The 18,050-nt window shown below is 72.0% G+C and carries 12 protein-coding genes; 11 read left to right on the forward strand and 1 reads right to left on the reverse strand.

What is annotated here, in order from left to right:
• Nucleotides 1-194: 194 nt before the first annotated feature.
• A complete protein-coding gene (locus ACNTMW_RS26185; protein ID WP_426636480.1) occupies nt 195-3,242 on the forward strand; it encodes an EAL domain-containing protein in 3,048 nt (1,015 codons plus the stop codon).
• A gap of 125 nt (nt 3,243-3,367) precedes the next feature.
• Entirely contained in the window at nt 3,368-3,661 is a 294-nt protein-coding gene (locus tag ACNTMW_RS26190) for a hypothetical protein (RefSeq protein ID WP_426636481.1), read from the forward strand.
• Nucleotides 3,662-3,745: 84 nt separating this feature from the next.
• Here ACNTMW_RS26190 and ACNTMW_RS26195 read toward each other — a convergent pair whose 3' ends face one another.
• Complete coding sequence (locus ACNTMW_RS26195) at nt 3,746-5,032, reverse strand: COG1470 family protein (RefSeq protein ID WP_426636482.1); 1,287 nt, start codon at nt 5,030-5,032, stop codon at nt 3,746-3,748.
• A 237-nt stretch (nt 5,033-5,269) separates the two neighbouring features.
• Here ACNTMW_RS26195 and ACNTMW_RS26200 point away from each other — a divergent pair, with 237 nt between their 5' ends.
• The 9 genes from ACNTMW_RS26200 to ACNTMW_RS26240 all read left to right on the forward strand — a co-directional run bounded on the left by ACNTMW_RS26200 (nt 5,270) and on the right by ACNTMW_RS26240 (nt 17,207).
• Nucleotides 5,270-5,893 (forward strand): helix-turn-helix transcriptional regulator, encoded by a 624-nt coding sequence (locus tag ACNTMW_RS26200; protein WP_426636483.1) that lies wholly within the window; start codon nt 5,270-5,272, stop codon nt 5,891-5,893.
• 199 nt (nt 5,894-6,092) lie between these two features.
• Nucleotides 6,093-9,116 (forward strand): hypothetical protein, encoded by a 3,024-nt coding sequence (locus ACNTMW_RS26205; protein ID WP_426636484.1) that lies wholly within the window; start codon nt 6,093-6,095, stop codon nt 9,114-9,116.
• Nucleotides 9,117-9,119: 3 nt separating this feature from the next.
• Nucleotides 9,120-9,851, forward strand: a complete 732-nt coding sequence (locus ACNTMW_RS26210) for a Pvc16 family protein (RefSeq protein ID WP_426636485.1) — start codon at nt 9,120-9,122, stop codon at nt 9,849-9,851.
• Nucleotides 9,848-11,932 (forward strand): ATP-binding protein, encoded by a 2,085-nt coding sequence (locus tag ACNTMW_RS26215; protein WP_426636486.1) that lies wholly within the window; start codon nt 9,848-9,850, stop codon nt 11,930-11,932. Before ACNTMW_RS26210 ends, ACNTMW_RS26215 begins: the two co-directional genes overlap by 4 nt.
• A gap of 358 nt (nt 11,933-12,290) precedes the next feature.
• Nucleotides 12,291-14,279 (forward strand): eCIS core domain-containing protein, encoded by a 1,989-nt coding sequence (locus tag ACNTMW_RS26220; RefSeq protein WP_426636487.1) that lies wholly within the window; start codon nt 12,291-12,293, stop codon nt 14,277-14,279.
• Nucleotides 14,280-14,549: 270 nt separating this feature from the next.
• Nucleotides 14,550-16,109 (forward strand): phage tail sheath family protein, encoded by a 1,560-nt coding sequence (locus ACNTMW_RS26225; protein WP_426636488.1) that lies wholly within the window; start codon nt 14,550-14,552, stop codon nt 16,107-16,109.
• A gap of 23 nt (nt 16,110-16,132) precedes the next feature.
• Nucleotides 16,133-16,576, forward strand: coding sequence for a phage tail protein (locus ACNTMW_RS26230; protein ID WP_426636490.1), 444 nt, complete (start codon nt 16,133-16,135; stop codon nt 16,574-16,576).
• On the forward strand, nt 16,573-17,052 hold the full coding sequence (locus tag ACNTMW_RS26235) for a hypothetical protein (RefSeq protein WP_426636491.1): 480 nt from the start codon (nt 16,573-16,575) through the stop codon (nt 17,050-17,052). Before ACNTMW_RS26230 ends, ACNTMW_RS26235 begins: the two co-directional genes overlap by 4 nt.
• Nucleotides 17,049-17,207: a DUF6760 family protein gene (locus ACNTMW_RS26240; RefSeq protein WP_426636492.1), complete on the forward strand. Its 159-nt coding sequence runs from the start codon at nt 17,049-17,051 to the stop codon at nt 17,205-17,207. Before ACNTMW_RS26235 ends, ACNTMW_RS26240 begins: the two co-directional genes overlap by 4 nt.
• Nucleotides 17,208-18,050: the final 843 nt, after the last annotated feature.

Consider the following 18,050-nt stretch of genomic DNA (forward strand, 5'->3'; position numbering starts at 1 on the left):
CGTGGGTCGTCGGCGGGGCTCGACCCTCTGCTCTCGGATCGGCAGGTTCCACGACATCTGAAGGCCGGCGACAGAAAAACCTTCAAGGTACGTCGCGAAACCGCCGATGGGGAGGCGAATGGGCGCGGACAAGCCGCGCCGGGCTCGACGGTCGCGCAGGTACGGCCGGTGTCGCACAACAGTGAAGGGCAACCATGCAGCGCAACTCGGTGGACCAGCGCAGGCCGGACGCCCAGCGCCAGTGGGGTGCCGACCGCCGGTCGGCACCCCACCCTCTCGTGCCGCCCCCCGTCTCCGAGGGCCGCATCGCCCGGGGGCGGCTCGCGGTCGTGCTGACCATCACCGTCTGGGCCTGCTACATCGTCCGCACGGTGATCGACCAGTTCATCGCCGGGCATGCCTCCACCGCACGGCTGGCCGTCGAGGCGATCGTCTACATGGTCGTTGTTACCGCGCTCGCGGGCTCCGCGACGGCCTACCTGATCACCCGGATCGGCTTCTTCTACCGCAGCCGGGCGCATCACCGGGCGCCGCGGATCGTGCTGGATACGTTCCTGCAGGGGCCGACGCCGTCGGTGACGGTCCTCGTACCGTCGTACCAGGAGGACGAGCGGGTGATCCGCACGACCCTGCTCTCGGCGGCGCTGCAGGAGTACCCCGGCCTGCGGGTCGTCCTGCTCATTGACGATCCGCAGCGGCCGCGGACCCGGGCCGCCCGCGACCTGCTGCTCGCTGCCCGAGCGCTGCCGGCCGCGATCGAGGCCGAGCTCGCCGGCCCCTACGCACGGGTGCAGGCGGCGTACGAGCGGTTCGAGGACTCCCTCGGCGAGCGCGACGAGCGCGCCACCACTGCGGACGACATGCGCGACCTCGCCGCCGAGTACCGGTTCGCCGCCGGCTGGCTCTACGGCCTGGGCCGCCGGCAGGAGATGGTGGACCACACCGACGTCTTCTTCGTCGAGCACATCCTGCACGCGCTCGCCGAGGATCTGGGCACTATCGCCGAGGCGCTGGAGCGTGGCGCCGACGAGGAAGCCACCCTGCCACAGGCGCGACTCGTTCAGCTGTACCGCCGACTGCTCGCCATCTTCGACGTTTCCGTGACGAGTTTCGAACGCAAGCGGTACGTCTCGCTGTCGAGCGAGCCGAACAAGGCGATGAACCTCAACAGCTACATCGGGCTGATGGGCGGCGGTTACCAGGAGGTCAGCACGCCGCTGGGGGTCGCCCTGGTGCCGGCCGGGCCGGGCCGGGCCGAGCTGACCATCCCCGACCCGGACTACGTACTGACCCTGGATGCCGACAGCGTCCTGATGCCGGAGTACTGCCTGCGGCTGGTGCACCTGCTCGAGCAGGGCGCCCACGCGGGGGACGCGGTGGCGCAGACGCCGTACAGCGCCTTTCCTGGTGCGGCGACCCGGATCGAGCGCATCTCCGGAGCAACGACCGACGTCCAGCACATCGTCCACCAGGGCATGACGCACTACGACGCGACGTTCTGGGTCGGGGCCAACGCCGTGCTGCGCAAGAAGGCGCTGGACGAGATCTGCGAGGTCTCCTACGAGGGCGACTGGGAGATCCGCCGCTACATCCAGGACCGGACCGTCATCGAGGACACCGAGTCGACGATCGACCTCGGGGTCCGCGGCTGGACGCTCTACAACTACCCGGAGCGACTGGCGTACAGCGCCACCCCGCCGGACTTCGGCTCGCTCTGCATCCAGCGCCAGCGGTGGGCGAACGGCGGCCTGCTGATCCTGTCCCGGTTGAAGGATCAGTTCCGGGCCCGGGCCGCCCGGGAGCAGAAGAACCGGTTCGGTGAGCTGTTCCTGCGGGTGAACTACATGGCCTCCATCTTCTGGAGCTCCGTGTGCCTGGTGATCATGCTCGCGTACCCGTTCAACGCCAACCTGCTCAACCCGATCCTGCTGCTGGTGTCGGTGCCGTACTTCCTCATGATGAGCGCGGACCTGAAGTACCTCGGCTACAAGCGCCTGGACGTGCTGCGCATCTATGGCTTCAACCTGATCCTGCTGCCGGTAAATCTCTCCGGCAGCTTCGCCTCGATCCTCCAGCTGCTGACCGGGGAGAAGAGCGCGTTCAAGCGGACACCGAAGGTCCGCAACCGGACCACCGCGGCCACCACGTACCTGGTCGCACCACTCGCCCTGATCGCGCTCTGCGCCTGGACGGCGGTCCGTGATGTGCAGCGGCACCAGTGGGCCAACCTGGCTTTCGCCGGGATGAACCTGGTGCTGTCGACGTACGCGATAGTGGCGTTCGTCGGGGTGGGCAACACCGTGGTCGACCTGTTCACCCACCTGCGGAACTGGCTGTACCGCCCGGTGCACCCGAAGACGCCCTCCCGCGGTGGGGACAGTGCCCTGCGGCCGACCTCGGCCGCCGCTGCCGAAGGCCGCGCGGTGGCACCGACCGGCGCGATCGGCGACTGGGCGTCGGTGTTGCACTACCGTTCCGGGCGGGGCGCTTCCGGCCTGGTCGCGGTCCGGTCGACGCAGCTGGCGGCCGCGGGCCGATCCAGCCGAGCACTGCAGACTCCACTGTCCCGGTCGAGTTCCTTCGAGGAGTTCACCTTCTTCACCGTCTTCCAGCCGATCTTCGAGCTGGAGTCCGGGGAGGTCGTGGGCTACGAGGCCCTCACCCGGTTCGCCGACGGCAGCAGCCCTCAGCGTGGACTGGAGGCCGCGCAGGCACAGGGCCTGCATATCGACCTCGATGCCGCCCTCATCCGCGCTGCCATGGCCTCCGCGAATGCCCTGCCCCACGGCACATGGCTGGCGGTCAACGTCTCCAGCGACCTGCTGCGGCGGCCGCGCGAGCTGGAACCGCTGCTGGCGGAGAGCTCCCGGCCCCTGGTGCTGGAGGTCACCGAAGCCGACCGGGCGGATCTCGACCACCTGCCCTCCGGGGTGCGGATCGCGGTCGACGACGCCGGTGCGGGGTACGACTCCCTGGCTCGGATGGAGTCACTGAAGCCGGGCTTCCTCAAGCTGGGGCGGGCGACGCTGGCCGGTGTCGAGGCCGAGAACGCACGCCGCGCCTCGATCCGCTCGCTGGTCGAGTTCGCACGGGAACACGGCTGCACCGTCATCGCCGAGGGGATCGAGTCGGCACAGCAACGCGACGCGCTCGTCGCGTGCGGCGTGCCCCTCGGGCAGGGGTTCTACCTGGGGCGTCCGGTCCCGGTGGAGCGTGCCCTCGCCGACGCGGCCAGCCGCTGAGCACCGGGCACGACGCGGCCGCCGCGCATCAGCTCGTACCGTTGCCCCCGCTTCAGCTGCACGTCCCGCACCCGCCGGCCGAGCAGTTCATGCGCGGGCGCCGGCTCCCGTGCGACCATGCGTCCATGAGCAGCGATGTCGCCCTCGATGTGAGCGCCCTGGCGATCAACGTCACGATCCCGGAGGGGCTCCGCTGGACCGCCACCCGACGCGGTGAGGAGTTCACGCTGACCACACTCAACGTCCGGCTCCTGCCGGACGGGCGCCTCGCGGCAAAGGCCTACGGCCGACCGACCGGCGGCGGCCGCGGCACATACGTCTCGTTCCCCGTGCCCGACAGGCCCGAGCTGGCGGCCCTGGTCGCCAACGCTGCCAGCCGCGCCGGCGCGCTGTGGGCCGCCCACCGCGGTCTCAGCTGACGGTCCGACTACGGTGACGAGGCAGGCGCGTCGACCCACCAGCCTCGTAGGCGCACAGGTTGCCCGGCCCCGCCTCGACCCGGCTCAGCCGGCGGCACCGACCATGATGCCGTTGAGGTACAGCGACTCGGAGCAGGTGCTCGCCGGCCTGGCGTCGGCCGGAGTGCCGGGCTTGCGACAGGCGACCGTCAGGGTCACCTGGGAGCCTGCCGGCACCCGGATCGGAGTGACCGAGTGGTAGTCCTGGTCGCGGAAGTTCTCCAGCCCGTACGTGACGACCTTCACGCCGTTGGCGCTCACCGTCAGCGTGCCCTCGTCGCCTTGCGCGTTGTCCACCAGGAAGTCGGTGAGCAGGAAGGTTTTTCCGTCCGGCACCGTGAACCGCTGCTCGGCCGCGCCACCGGGGTTGGTACGGAACGACAGCGCGGTCGAGAACTGGTCTCCCGTCCCGCCGTTCTGGCCGACGGCCTGGCCGCCGCTGCTGCGCCCGCCGTCGGCGGACGGGGCGGCCGCCGGCGGCGCCGCCCCCGCCTGCTGCTGCTTCGCCACGGCCTGATCGGCAGCGCGATCGGCAGCCTTGACGGCCGCCCGGTCGACCGTGCCGTCGACGGCCTCCCGCGCCGCGGAGCGTACGGCCGGGCGCAGCAGGCCGAACCACAGCGCGAGCAGTGCCAGGAGCAGCGCGAGGAGGAGCGCCAGCAGCTTCAGCAGCCAGGCGGAGAAGATCGGCCGCTGCACGAACGTACCGTCGAGGGCGACGGCGACACCGCCCTCCCGCAACACCTGGGCCCGGAACGGCAGGTGCCTGGGCTTGCCCCGCCACAGCAGCCGCCGCGAACGCACGACGAGGGCCGGGTCGGTCCGCTCCCCCGCGGCCACGGTCGCCGTTGCCGGCCGGAAGGCAAACCTCAGCTGCTCGCCGGCGTCGGTGGCGCCGAAGGCGAGATCCTCGGTGACGTTGCCCCGGTTGTCGGTCTCGACGTGGAACAGGGCGCGCCGACGCCCGCCACGCACCTGCGGCCGCAGCTGCGCCGCGACGCCCGAGAACGGCAGGACGATGAGGGTGCCCTCCTCGACCACCGCGGCCCCGGGGTGCTCGGACGGTAGGACCCGGACTCCGAACGGCAGCTCGCCGGCCGGCACCTGGGACGACCGTGGCGGCCGGAAGGCGACCGTCACCGTGTCCGACGCACCCGGGTACAGCGAGAGCACCTCGGGCTCGACGGCCACCCACTCCGCCGGTACGCCGACCACCTCGAACCGGTATGCCTCGACGATGTCGACGGTGTTGCGGACCGTGACCGTCGCCTGTGCCTCTCCGCCGGGAGCGACGGTCACCTCGGTCTGGGCCAGGCTGGCGGATGCGCTCATGCCGGCCGACTGTAGGCGTACGCATGAACCCGCAAACTGGCCTTTTGGGAACAACCACGGGCAGAACCGGTGCCCGTCCGTACCGGCGTTAGGTGCACGCAAAGCGGCGCCCGGCACACTCACCTCCGGCAGCCGGCAGCCGGTAGAGACGCCACGAGCGCCGGTTCGGCTCGGCTACCGATACCTGACCGGGTGCCGACGGGCCACCCGGTCGGCACCGCCGACAGGAAGGTCGATATGAACCGGGTACCGGTCTGGGTCCACGCCGACGATCCGATCTTGCGGCAGGGGGTGGTGAGCCAGCTACGGTCCCGCCCGGAACTCCGCGTGCTCGAACCGGGGGACGAGCGGGATGCCACGGTCGCGCTCGTGGTGGTGGACAGCCTCGACGACACGGCCGCCGGTGAGCTACGCCGACTGCGCAGAACGGGCACCGCGAAACTCGTCCTGGTGCCGGCGAGGATCGACGACGCCGGCCTGGCCTGTGCGGTCGAGTGCGGCGTGGTCGGCGTGGTACGCCGCGGCGAGGCGACGGCCGAGAAGCTCACCCACGTGATCTCCGCGGCCGTACGCGGAGAGGGCGCGATGCCGGCGGATCTCCTCGGACGCCTGCTGGACCAGATGAACCGGCTGCAGCGCCAGCTCCTCGACCCCCGCGGCCTGACGCTCACGGGCCTGACCACCCGCGAGGTCGACGTCCTCCGCCTGCTGGCGGACGGGCTCGACACCCGGGAGGTCGCCGACAAGCTGTCCTACTCGGAGCGGACGGTCAAGAACGTGCTGCACGAGGTCACGACGCGGCTGCAACTGCGCAACCGCACCCACGCGGTCGCGTACGCGCTACGGCAGGGCCTCATCTGAGCCGCCCGCGCCGGCCCGACCTCGGCCCCTGCCCGAACGGGCGGTCGGCCGTGCCCGTGCCGGTGCCCATGCGGCCACTGCGTCATGGCTGGACCCGGCCGAGGATGGCCGGGTACCCGCGCGGCGCCCGCAAGCCCGCGGCTGGACCGGCGGCCACCGCGCTCCCCTGTCGACCACCGCCCTGCCTGTTGAGGTCCCGTTGCGACGTAAGACCCGAATTCCCGTGCTCCTGGCCACGACGGCAACGGTCGCCGCGCTGCTCCCCGGGCTGGTCGCGTCGGCGGCGGATCCACCGGGCGGCCGGCCCGGTCCGTCCGGCCGCTCCCCGGCGGCCGTCGCACCGGTGGCGGCCGAGCGCATCGCGTACGCCGGCACGAAACACCGCAGCATCGGCGTCGTAAGCGGCGACGGCGCCGCGGCGGTGTCGACGCCGTTCTTCCCCACCGGGCCGGACCACTTCGACGACGAGATATCGGCGCGGGGGGACACGGTCACCTGGGTGAGCCTGCGCGACGCGGTCACGACCGAGGTGTACCTGAGCCGAGGTGGCGGCCCAGCGGTCCGGGTCACGGCCAACACATCCAGCGAGGCGCACCCGGTGCTCTCGCCGGATGGCAGACAGATCGCGTTCGACTCCGGGGCCGGCCGCGGCGGGTCGGACCATGACATCTTCGTTGTCGGCGTCGACGGCAAGGGGCTGCGCCGGGTCACCGACGGGTCCGGCGACAACCGGTGGCCCACCTGGTCGCCCGACGGCGCCACCCTGGCCTTCCAGGGCCGGCGCGGCGGCACGGTCCCGCAGGTCTACCGGGTACCGGCCGCCGGCGGCGCGATCACGCCGCTGACCAGTGAGCCGACCGGCGCGGGCGAGCCGGCCTGGGACCCCAACCCGGCGCACGACCGCATCGCGTTCACCTGCGACCCGGACAGCGCGACCGATCAGAAGATCCACCTCGTCAGCTCGACGGGCACCGGCGACCACCTGCTGCTGCCGGCGAACTGGCAGAGCCGCGAGCCGGCCTGGTCGCCGGATGGCGGCACGCTCGCGTTCGTCAGCCGTACCCCGCCCGACGGCGGCGCGCTCGGCGCCGTCGACCTCGTCTACAGCGGCGCACCCCGCGACGACCCCTGCCCCTGCACGGCGCAGCTCCGCCTGGCCGAGGACCGCCAGGTCAGCTTCCCGGGCTTCTACACGCCGCCGGGCGCGTCTACGCCGTCCCTGATCGTCATCCGCGACAGCGCGCCCGACCGCCGCACCGCCACGTTGCAGGACATCCGGCCCGACGGGGTCGACCCGCGCGACCTGCGCCTGCCGATCCTGCGCGAAGACCCCAAGGCCGAGCAGGACTCCCGGTTCATGTGGCTGCCGACCGACGGCGACCCGTGGACCGAGCGCCAGGAGTACTCGCCGGACGGGCGCCGCATCGCGGTGAGCCGGTTCGAGACGGTCGACGGCCGCCGCGTCGAGCGCATCTGGACGGTCGGCGCCGACGGCACGTCGCCGCGCCTGCTGCCGGTGACCGGGCGCGGCCCGGACGACCGGGAGACCGACCCCGAGTGGTCGCCCGACGGCCACCGGATCGCACTTGTGCGCAGCCGGGCCGGTGGCCCCTCGCGGATCGTGGTCGTCGACGCCGACACCGGCGCGGAACTGCTGGCCCTGCCCGTACCGCCGGAATCGGCCGACCTCGGCGACAGCCAGCCCGCGTGGTCGCCCGACGGCACGGTGCTCGCGTTCACCCGCGGCCGATACAACGGCGACTCCAGCCGTAGCCACATCTGGACCGCGTCCGCCGCCGACGGCCTCGACCAGCACGACCTGACCCGCGCGGTGTGCGGCCGGGACTGCGACGTCGTCGACGACAGTGCGGCGTTCTCCCGAGACGGCCGTCAGATCGTGTTCAACCGCCGCGACGACGGCCTGGTCCTCACCGAGGTCACCGGCGCGCGCTGCCGGCTGCTGTTCCCGGCCTCCGGCGGTTCCTGCGCGGCCCCGGTGCCGCCACAGCCGACCGGCCCGTTCCAGCCCCGGGACGTGAGCTGGTCGCCGGACGGCAAGCGGCTGGTCTTCTCCGCCCGGCGCGACCGCGACCAGAACTCCCTGGAGGCGTTGTACGGCTACGACCTGGCCACCCGCGCCGTCACGCCGCTCACCGACAGGCTGCCGGGGCGGCAGAAGGAGCCGACGTGGCAGCGCTCGGTCGACGTGGCCACGGCCCTGGTGACCCCGCCCCCGGCGACGACCGTCGGCGGCCGCACGACGCTGACGCTCTCGGTCACCGACCGGGGGCCGAGTCCGGCGCCCGATGTCCGGCTCGCGCTCACCGTACCGGCGGGTCTTCAGGTCACCGGCCTGGTTGCCCAGCAGGGCACGTGTGCGCTCGACCCGGCCGGCTGCGACCTGGGTGCCGTCGGCGTTCGCCGGACGGTCACGGTACGGGTCGAACTGACCGGGCTGGCCGCCGGCGCCTTCCCGCTGGTCTGGTCGGTCGACGGCGGGGTCATCGACGCCATACCGGCGGACAACCGGGCCGGCACCGACGTCCGGGTCACCGAACCGCCGCCGACCGCGCCGGCCGACCCGACGGTGACCGTCACCGTCACCCCCACGCCGGCCTACGTCGGCGGCCCGGCGACGGTGACGTACACGGCACGCAACGCGGGCGGGCAGCCGGCCACCGGGCTGCGGCTGCGTCCCGCGCTGCCGGCCGGCGTCCGGGTCGCGGCCGCGCCGCCGGGCTGCCAGGCCGTCACCGGCTGCCCGGTACCCGACCTGGCCCCGGGCGCCGCGGCCACGGTGACGTTCACACTGGCGCCCACGGCGGCCGTGGCGACGACCGTCGCCGGCACGGTCACCACCACGGGCGCCGACGCCGACCCGGGCAACGACACCGCCACCGCGCCGCTGCGGGTACTCCAGCCGCGCATCGTCGCCGTCCCGGCGATCGGGCCGCCCGGCTTCGTCACGTCGGTGCGCGGTACCGACTTCCCGCCCGGCGCGCCGGTGGCCCTCGCCTGGAGCGTGGGCATCACCGCGGCCGCCGCGCCGGTGGTACCCGCCGTCGACGGCACGTTCGCGGCGCAGCTGCTGGTCCTGCCGCACGATCGGCTCGGGCCCCGCCTGATCGTCGCGTCCGGCGCCGGGTTCTCACCGGTGACCACCCCGTTCCGGGTCGTCCTGCCGGCGCAGCAGCCCCCCGGCCACCACGACCGGAGGTGGTGACCGGTGATCCACGAGGTCGACGACGCGCTGCGCGGACTGGTCACCGAGGAACCGCTGGCCGGCACCGGGGTCGAGGTGTCGTTCGACGCGCCCACCAAGGAGTGGGCCGCCCGGCGCAACGCTCCGACGGTCAGCCTGTTCCTGTACGACATCCGCGAGGACGTCGCGCGCCGCCGGCAGGGCAGCGTCGCCGAGTACGACGAGCGCGGCGCGACCGTGGCGCTGCACGACCCACCGCGCTTCTTCGCCCTGTCGTACCTGGTGACCGCCTGGACCAACCACACTCAGGACGAGCACCGGCTGCTGTCGGTGCTGCTCGCCGGCCTGCTGCGGCACGACGCGCTGCCGGCTGCGCGGCTGACGGGCTCGTTGGCGACGCTCAACCTGACCGTACCGATGACCGTCGCCGGCCCACCCGGGGACAACCGCGCGCTCGCCGACGTGTGGAGCGCGCTCGGCGGCGAGCTCAAGCCGTCGCTGGACCTGGTGGTCGTCGCGCCGCTGTCGGCCCGGCGGGTGGCCGCCGCCCCGCCGGTCGTCGACGGCCTGCGGCTGCGGACCACCGATCCGGCCGAGACCAGCGCCCTTCGCTACACCGACCCGGCTCCCGCGCCAGCCGGCCCGGCCGAAACCGAACCGGACGCCCCGGTGACGACGGTCGGCGTACGCCGTACCCGGGGCGCAGGCCGGGACCGCGACGCGTCGGGCACCCCCATCCGGGGACACCGACGGTGACCGCCGCGACGGTGGCCGCGACCGGCACCGGTTACCTGCTCGCCCGGCTCGCCCTGGTCGAGCGGCGGGTGCGGCGCGCGGTGGACGAACGCCGCCGCACCGATCCGTCCCCCGACGACGCGTTCCGGGGCCTGTACGTGTCCGACGAGGACACCGTCCGACTGCTGGACGGCGTGCCACCGCTGCCGGGCCCCGACGAGGTCGACGCCGAGTGGCTGGCGGCGGTCGAGGCGGACGCCGACCGGGAGCCGACCGAGCCCCGACTGCGCCGGCTGGCCCGCGACTTCGCGCTCGCGCCGCTGGACGTCGAACTGCTCCTGGTCGCCCTGCTGCCCGATGTGGACGCACGGTTCGAGCGGCTCTACGGCTACCTCAACGACGACGTGACCCGGCGGCGGCCGTCGATCGGGCTGGCGCTGGAGCTGTGCGGGGCCGCAGCGTCCTCGGCCACCGCGCGGGGCCGCTTCGCCGCCTCCGCGCCGCTCGTGGCGGGCGGCCTGCTGGTGGTGGAGGAGCCCGAACGGCCGTATCTGTCGCGCGGGCTGCGGGTGCCCGACCGGGTCGTCGCCCACCTGCTGGGCGACGACACGTGCGACGCCCGCCTGGCCGACCTGGCCCGTTACGACGAACCGGATCCGCGGTGGCGGCCGGCGAGCGCCGAACGGCTCGCCGCCGCGATCCGCACCGGCGTCCGGCTGGTGTACCTGCGGGAGCGCCCCGGCGCAGCGGGAGCCGCGCTCGCCACGGCGGCGCTGGCCGCCTGCGGCGCGCCGGCACTGCGGCTGGACCTCGACGCGCTGGCCGCCGACCCCGCGCCGGAGGAGGCGCTGGCGGCGGCCGCGCGGGAGGCCCGGCTGCGCGGCGGCGGGCTGGTCGCCGGCCCCGTCGACGTCCTGGACCCGGCCGGAGCGCCGGCGCATGCCCGGCTGCTGCGCCGGCTCGCCGCGCTGCCCGTACCGGTCCTGCTCACCGGACGGACCGGCTGGGACCCGTACTGGGCCGACCGCTCCCCGCTGCTGCTATCGGCGCAGCCGTTGGATACCCGGGATCGGGCCGCGCTGTGGCGGGCCGGGCTCGGCGACCGGCCGGGCGCGGCGGGCCTGGACGCCGACCGCGAACTCGCCCCGTACCTGCTGACCCCCGACCAGGTCCGGCGCGCGGCGGAGACGGCCGGCCAGCAGGCGCTGCTCGACGGCGCGGCCCGGGTCGGGACGGCGCACCTGCGCGCCGGGGTACGGTCGCAGAACGCCGCCGGGCTGGAGAAACTCGCCCGCCGGGTCGAACCCGCGGTCGGCTGGGCCGACCTGGTCCTGCCCGAGCCGGCCCTGGCCCAGCTACGCGAGCTGGCCCTGCGGGTACGCCACCGCGACCGGGTGCTCGGCGGCTGGCGGATGCGCCCCGGCGGAGGGCGCGGCCGGGGCGTGACGGCGCTGTTCGCCGGCGACTCGGGTACCGGCAAGACGATGTCGGCCGAGGTGGTCGCCGCCGACCTGGGCCTCGACCTGTACGTCGTCGACCTGTCCACCGTGGTCGACAAGTACGTCGGTGAGACCGAGAAGAACCTGGAGCGCATCTTCACCGAAGCCGCCGGCGTCAACGGGGTGCTGCTGTTCGACGAGGCCGACGCCATCTTCGGCAAGCGCTCCGAGGTCAAAGACGCCCACGACCGGTACGCCAACCTGGAGAGCGCCTACCTGTTGCAACGTATGGAGTCCTTCGACGGCGTCGCGATCCTCACCACCAACCTGCGGGCCAACCTCGACGAGGCGTTCATCCGCCGGCTCGACCTGATCGTGGACTTCCCGGTTCCCGACGAGGCGCAGCGGCGTGCCCTGTGGGACCGGTGCCTCGGTACCGCGCTACCCCGCGCCGACGACCTCGACCTCGACTTCTGCGCCCGCACCTTCGAACTGGCCGGCGGCAGCATCCGGGCGTGCGCGGTGACGGCCGCGTACCTCGCCGCCGAGGCGGGCCGACCGGTGACGACCGGTGACCTGGCGGACGCCGTGCGAAGCGAGTACCGCAAGCTCGGACGACTGCTGCTGGACAGCGAGTTCGGGCTGTACGCGCGCACCCGGTGATGCCGCGGTCGCCCGGCCCGTTGTGTACCACGACGATGTCCATCGTCCTGCGACGCGGTACTCGGCGGCTGTTCGTTCGTCGTCGCTGAGGTCTCCTGCCCTTACGGCCATATGGAATGCCCGCGGTGAGGTCCATATGCCCCCTTGTACGGCGTCGGCTGCGGGGAGATCGTCAAGGGACCGGCAGGAGCAGCAATGTCGCCTCGCGTGGAAAGGGATGCTGATGCGTCGAGCGAAGCATCGCGACCAGACCCAGGAAGCACCGCCTCAGACCGTGGAAGCTCCGTCGAACCCGTCGCGACCGCGGTCGTCTGATGCCGCGGCGGCACTGTCGGTGCCGCCTCGGACCGCCTCCGAGGTGCTGGCCCTGCAGCGGGCGATCGGTAACGCGGCTATGGCGGCGTTGCTGGCAAGGGATCCGGTGGCGCAACGCTCGGATATACCGGAGGTGCAACGCTCGACCGCGCAGGAAGTGCTCCGCGGTTCGGGTCAGCCGCTGGCAGGGCCGATCCGCGCCGAGATGGAGGCCCGGATGGGTGCCGACTTCTCCACCGTACGGGTACACACCGGCGCGGAAGCCGAGGAGTCGGCCACTGAGCTGGGTGCGCGGGCATACACCTCCGGAGAGCACATCGTGCTCGGCGCGGGCGGCCGCGATCGCCACACCCTGGCACATGAGCTCCACCACGTGATTCAGCAACGGTCCGGGCCGGTGGCCGGCACCGACAACGGCGCCGGCTTGGCAGTCAGCGATCCGTCCGATTCCTTCGAGCGCGCCGCTGAGGAGTCGGCCCGGCAGGCACTCAGCGAGCCCGTGCCCGTACAGGCTGCTCTGGCGCCGGAGGTACACCCGCATGCGGAACACTCGGTTGGCGGGCATCGGCACGGCCGGCCGATTCAACGCGCCAGGATCACGGACATCCAATCCGGTCTGAACAGCGCTCAGGTGAACAGGATCATGGAACGCCTACAAAACCTGTCGCTGATCGTGCCGGTAGTGCTGCCCGAGGGCAGCATGCCCACCAGAAGCCAGGCACGGAACGCGGGCCGGCAGATCGACTCGCGGCTGCACCCCGTCAATGACCGCGAAGGCTTCGCCGAGATCACCTGGGATCAGCTGATCCGCGGCGACGTGATCCGCATGGCGTACGGTTCCCTCGATGTGTACGTGCGGCCTCACAGTGGTTCCGTCCTCGGCGCTGCAGTGGACGACCTGCGTGGCCTGATGAGTGATTCTGAGGTCACCAACGATCCGGATCTGGGTGGTTTCACCACAGCCCTCATGCAGTGGCTCGTGCGGCAACGGAGCAACTCCAGTGGAAACGTGGAGGTTGCGACGCATGCGACGACGTCCGACGACGGCTCCGGAACACGGATCACCATTGGCGGGCGTCCCGGCTGGGACGATCGGGCCAACCAGATAGTCACCGGCTACGACGAGGACCGCCGGCACATCATCGCCTGGCACACGATGCGCGACGCATTCCTGAACGTCTTCAACACCGCCCTGGCCGACGGCGAGGACATCAGGGGACGGATGCGTCGCCTCATCGAGGTTCTGGAGCGAACCGAGACCTGGGCGAGCCTCGATGAGGCCGAGGAGGGTGATACGGCCAGCACGGGCGGCAGTGACACCATGAGCGGTGTCATCGGCGCTGATCAGCCGTCGCCGTCGACCAGTGCGATGGACCTCGACACACCGCCCCGGGCGAGTTCGGCAAGTCCCGTGCCGAACAGCCCCGTCGACTCGATGTCGGACACCGGGAGTACGACCTCGGAGCAGCTGCGCAGCAACCTGACGGCGACCGTCACCCGGGTGCTGAACCTGCTGTCGAACAATCCGTTCAACCTGTGGGCCGGTGAGTCCCTCGCGAACCAGTCGATCAATCGGGTGCGGCAGCAGCTGGTGTCCCGGCTCGGCGAGTACAGCGATGACAGCGAACTGCTCAACCAGGCTCGCGCACGGGCAGAGCAGGGCGCTGAGACGCAAAACGAAGATCAGATGGTGTGGACCCGGGTGCGAGACACGCTGGAGAATGTGCAGGCGTCCGATGCGCGGAAGTTCATCCAGTCGATCGCCGACTCGTTCGACGTCGACATCCCGGTGACCGGCGGCGACGAGACCTCCAGCACGTATGGCAGCCTGGCGGACCAGGCCGCCGTCGTCCGCAACGTCCTGGCCACCGGCCTCGCCCAGGAGGTGCTGGCCATGAGCGACAATCAACTGCCGTCCGACTTCGACACCGTCATCGCCCAAATGGAAGACTGGCTGCGGCGGTTCCTGCGCCCGGAGCATCTGCAGACCACTGTCACCGGGGGGCGCCGGACGGTCGGCGCGGCGCCCTGACCATCCTGTCCCCGGGGACAAGGGCTGTGTCACGAGGCGGGCCCCCAACGCCAGTGATCCGGTGCCTGGGCAACCAGGTGGGGCCCGTCTACCGGGACGAGTTGTCAGGTATAGACACGGGCCCGGAGGGCGGTCGACCTCCAGCCGTGCCGGCGGCTGCCCTTTCGGGAAGGCGATCGTGCCCGGCCCCGGGCCCGTCGGACCGTTTCCATGCCCACCCGGTTACCGGAAGCCTGAACGGGCACCGACCTTCCGCGAAGAGGAGCATTCATGCCGTCGTACCTGTCCCCCGGCGTCTACGTCGAGGAGGTCCCGAGCGGCTCCCGCCCCATCGAGGGCGTGGGCACCTCGGTGGCCGCCTTCGTGGGCCTCGCGGAGAAGGGACCGTTCCACACTCCGACCCTGGTGACCACGTGGAGCCAGTACGTCCAGATCTTCGGGGACGTCGTCGAGGGCACCTACCTGTCGCGGGCCGTGTACGGCTACTTCGCCAACGGCGGCGGCATCTGCTACGTCGTCCGGGTAGGTGACACGAACGGCAACGGCAACGGCACCACGGCCGGCAAGGGCAACCCCCGCGCACTGCCCGCCGCTGAGCCGGCTCCGCTCGGCACGTTCAAGGTCGCGGCCCTACCTGGCGCCACCGGGGACATCACCGTCGAGGTGACGGACGCCGCGGGCGAAGGCGTCGGCGAGGACCGCTTCCGGCTGCTGGTCCACCAGAACGGCAAGGTGGTGGAGACGTTCGACGACGTTTCCTTCAAGAAGAACACCAAGTCGTACGTGGTGACGCAGGTCAAGGAGCGGTCCCGCCTGATCACCCTCGAGGAGGCGACGCCGGCGAACGCCCTGGCCCGCCCCGCCAAGCAGACCGTGACCCTGGCGGCGCCACTGCCGCCCGCCGAGGTCGTGCCGGCGAAGCTGTCCACTGAGGAGTACGTGGGCGACGCCGACGCGCGCACCGGATTCGGCGGGCTGGAGGCGATCGACGAGATCACCATGGTCGCGGTGCCCGACCTGATGAGCGGGTACGAGCAGGGGCTCATCACCGCCGAGGACGTCAAGGCCGTACAGCTGGCCGTCATCTCGCACTGCGAGCAGATGGGCGACCGGATGGCCATCCTCGACCCGCTGCCCGGCCTGACGGCACGGCAGGTACTGACGTGGCGGCAGGAGGAGGCGGGCTACGACTCCAAGTACGCGGCGCTGTACTACCCCTGGATCAAGGTGTTCGACCCGGCCACCGGGCAGAACCGGTTCATGCCGCCGAGCGGCCACGTCGCCGGCCTGTGGTCGCGCACCGACACCGAGCGCGGCGTGCACAAGGCACCGGCCAACGAGGTGGTGCGCGGCGCGATCGAGCTGCAGAACAACGTCACCAAGGGCGAGCAGGACCTGCTCAACCCGGCCGGGGTCAACTGTCTGCGGGCCTTCCCCGGTCGTGGCATCCGGGTGTGGGGCGCCCGTACCCTCTCCTCCGACCCGGAGTGGCGGTACGTCAACGTCCGCCGCCTGTTCAACTACCTGGAGGAGTCGATCCTGCTGGGCACCCAGTGGGTCGTCTTCGAACCCAACGACGAGCGGCTGTGGGGCACGATCCGCCGCAACATCTCGGCCTTCCTCATGGAGGAGTGGCGGCGGGGCGCGCTGTTCGGCAGCTCCCCCGACGAGGCGTTCTACGTCAAGTGCGACCGCGAGACCAACCCGCCGGAGGTGGTCGACCGCGGCCAGGTCGTGTGTGAGATCGGGATCTGCCCGGTCAAGCCCGCCGAGTTCGTCGTGTTCCGGCTGGCGCAGTTCTCCGACAGCACCAGCCTCGTCAGCGAATGACTCCCGAAAGGCGGTAGCGACACATGGCCGAGACCGGCGACACCCTCATCGTCCACAAGTTCCAGGTCGAACTGGGCGGCATCCAGGTGGAATCCGTCCAGGAGGTCAGCGGCCTGACCGTGGAACTGGACGCGATCGAGGTCACCCAGGTCACCCCCAAGGGGGAGTACATCATCCGCAAGCTCCCCGGCGCCCGTAAGGGCGGCGAGGTCACCATCACCCGCGGGCTGGACAAGAGCAGCGCGTTCACGAAGTGGATCGAGCAGGTGTTCAAGAAGGGCGCGATCTCGGCCGCCCGCAAGAACATCAGCGTCATCCTCGTCGACGCCGAGAACACCAACCAGCGCCGCTTCGACATGAAGAACGCCTGGGTGAGCAGGTGGGAGGGGCCGAGCCTCAAGGCCGGTGACCCCTCAGCGGCGACCGAGAAGGTCACCGTGGTGTTCGAGGACATCACGACCTCATGAGACGACGTACGGTATCCGGGGTCGCGCTCGGCGAACCGTTCGAGGGCGACTTCGGTCCGGACGCGGAGTCCGGCGCGGCGCCGGTCCCGGCCGCGCAGCCGCCGAGGCTGCAGACCGAGTTCGAGTTCGAACTGCCGCGCGGGTACGTCGACGAATCCGGCGCCGTGCACCGGTACGGCAGCATGCGGCTGGCGACCGCCCGCGACGAGCTTGCGCCGCTGATCGACCTGCGCGTCAAGCAGAACCCGGCGTACCTCTCGATCGTGCTGCTCAGTCTCGTCATCACCCGGATCGGGACGATCACCGAGGTGCGCGCCGAGCTGGTCGAGAAGCTGTTCGCCTCGGACCTGGCGTTCCTGCAGGACTTCTACCGGCGGATCAACGCCGAGGGGCACACCCGGGCCGCCGTGACCTGTCCCGAGTGCGACGCGAGCTTCGAGGTGGACATCGCCGGTGGTCGCCCGGGGGAATCGTGACGTACGCGGCCGACCGTCTCTATGAGGAGGTCGCGTACGTCGCCTACCACTTCCACTGGCCCAAGGACGAGATCATCGACCTCACGCACTCCGAACGGCTGCGCTACGTCGAGCAGATAGCACGGATCAACACACGTATCAACGAAGGTGACTGACGGTGGGGCTGCGCGACCGACTACGCCGGAGGCGTCCGCAGACGTCCCCGGCCGACGAGAGCCCGGCAGCGGGCAGCCCGTCGTCGGGGGACACGCCCGCCGACCCCGGCTGGCGCTCGCTGCCACCGCTGCAGCGGACGGTCGACCCCGCGCCGGCACTGCTCACCGAGCCGTACCGGTTCCAGGCCCGGCTGAGCACCCGTCAGGATCCGACGCTGTACACCGCGCCCGGCCATCTGGTCAGCCCCGAGGCACCGGCCGGGCTGGTGCACGGCGTGCTGCGCGCCGCGTCTCCTCCGGCCGGGTATCCGGTCACTGCCACACCGGCGGTGCCGCGCCTGCCACTGGCCGGGCCCCGGCCGGCAGCGCCACCGGCGGACGCCCGGACCGGTACGGCACCGCTCGCCGCTGCCGGGACCGACACGGCGTCGCTCACCGCTGCCGAGGCCGACACGGCGCCGCCGGCCGGTAGGTCCCCCGCGCCGAGGTCAGCGACCGGGCTACGGCACGCCGACCTGACCACCGCTCGCGTAAGTCAGTCGGCGCGGCGGCTGTCTGCCGTCCAGCGGGCGGTAGGCACCGGGCGGACCCTGCCCGGCACGCCGACCGGGTCCAGACCCGCCGCCGGGACCACGGCCGGGTCCCCAGTCGGGACCGACGCCTCGGTACCGGAGCCGCAGGCGTCGGTCGCGCCGTCACCGGACAGCTTTGCGGAGCCGCAGCGGCCCACCGTCGGCGAGCGATCGCCGGCCACCACCGCCTCGGCCGAGGTCCCGGCACGTGCCGCACCGATCTCGACGGCGACGACTCCACATCTGGTACAGCGGCTCGCGACAGGAGCGC

Origin of the sequence: Planosporangium spinosum (assembly GCF_049999945.1) — a bacterium.
In the GTDB taxonomy this organism is placed as follows: domain Bacteria; phylum Actinomycetota; class Actinomycetes; order Mycobacteriales; family Micromonosporaceae; genus Planosporangium; species Planosporangium spinosum.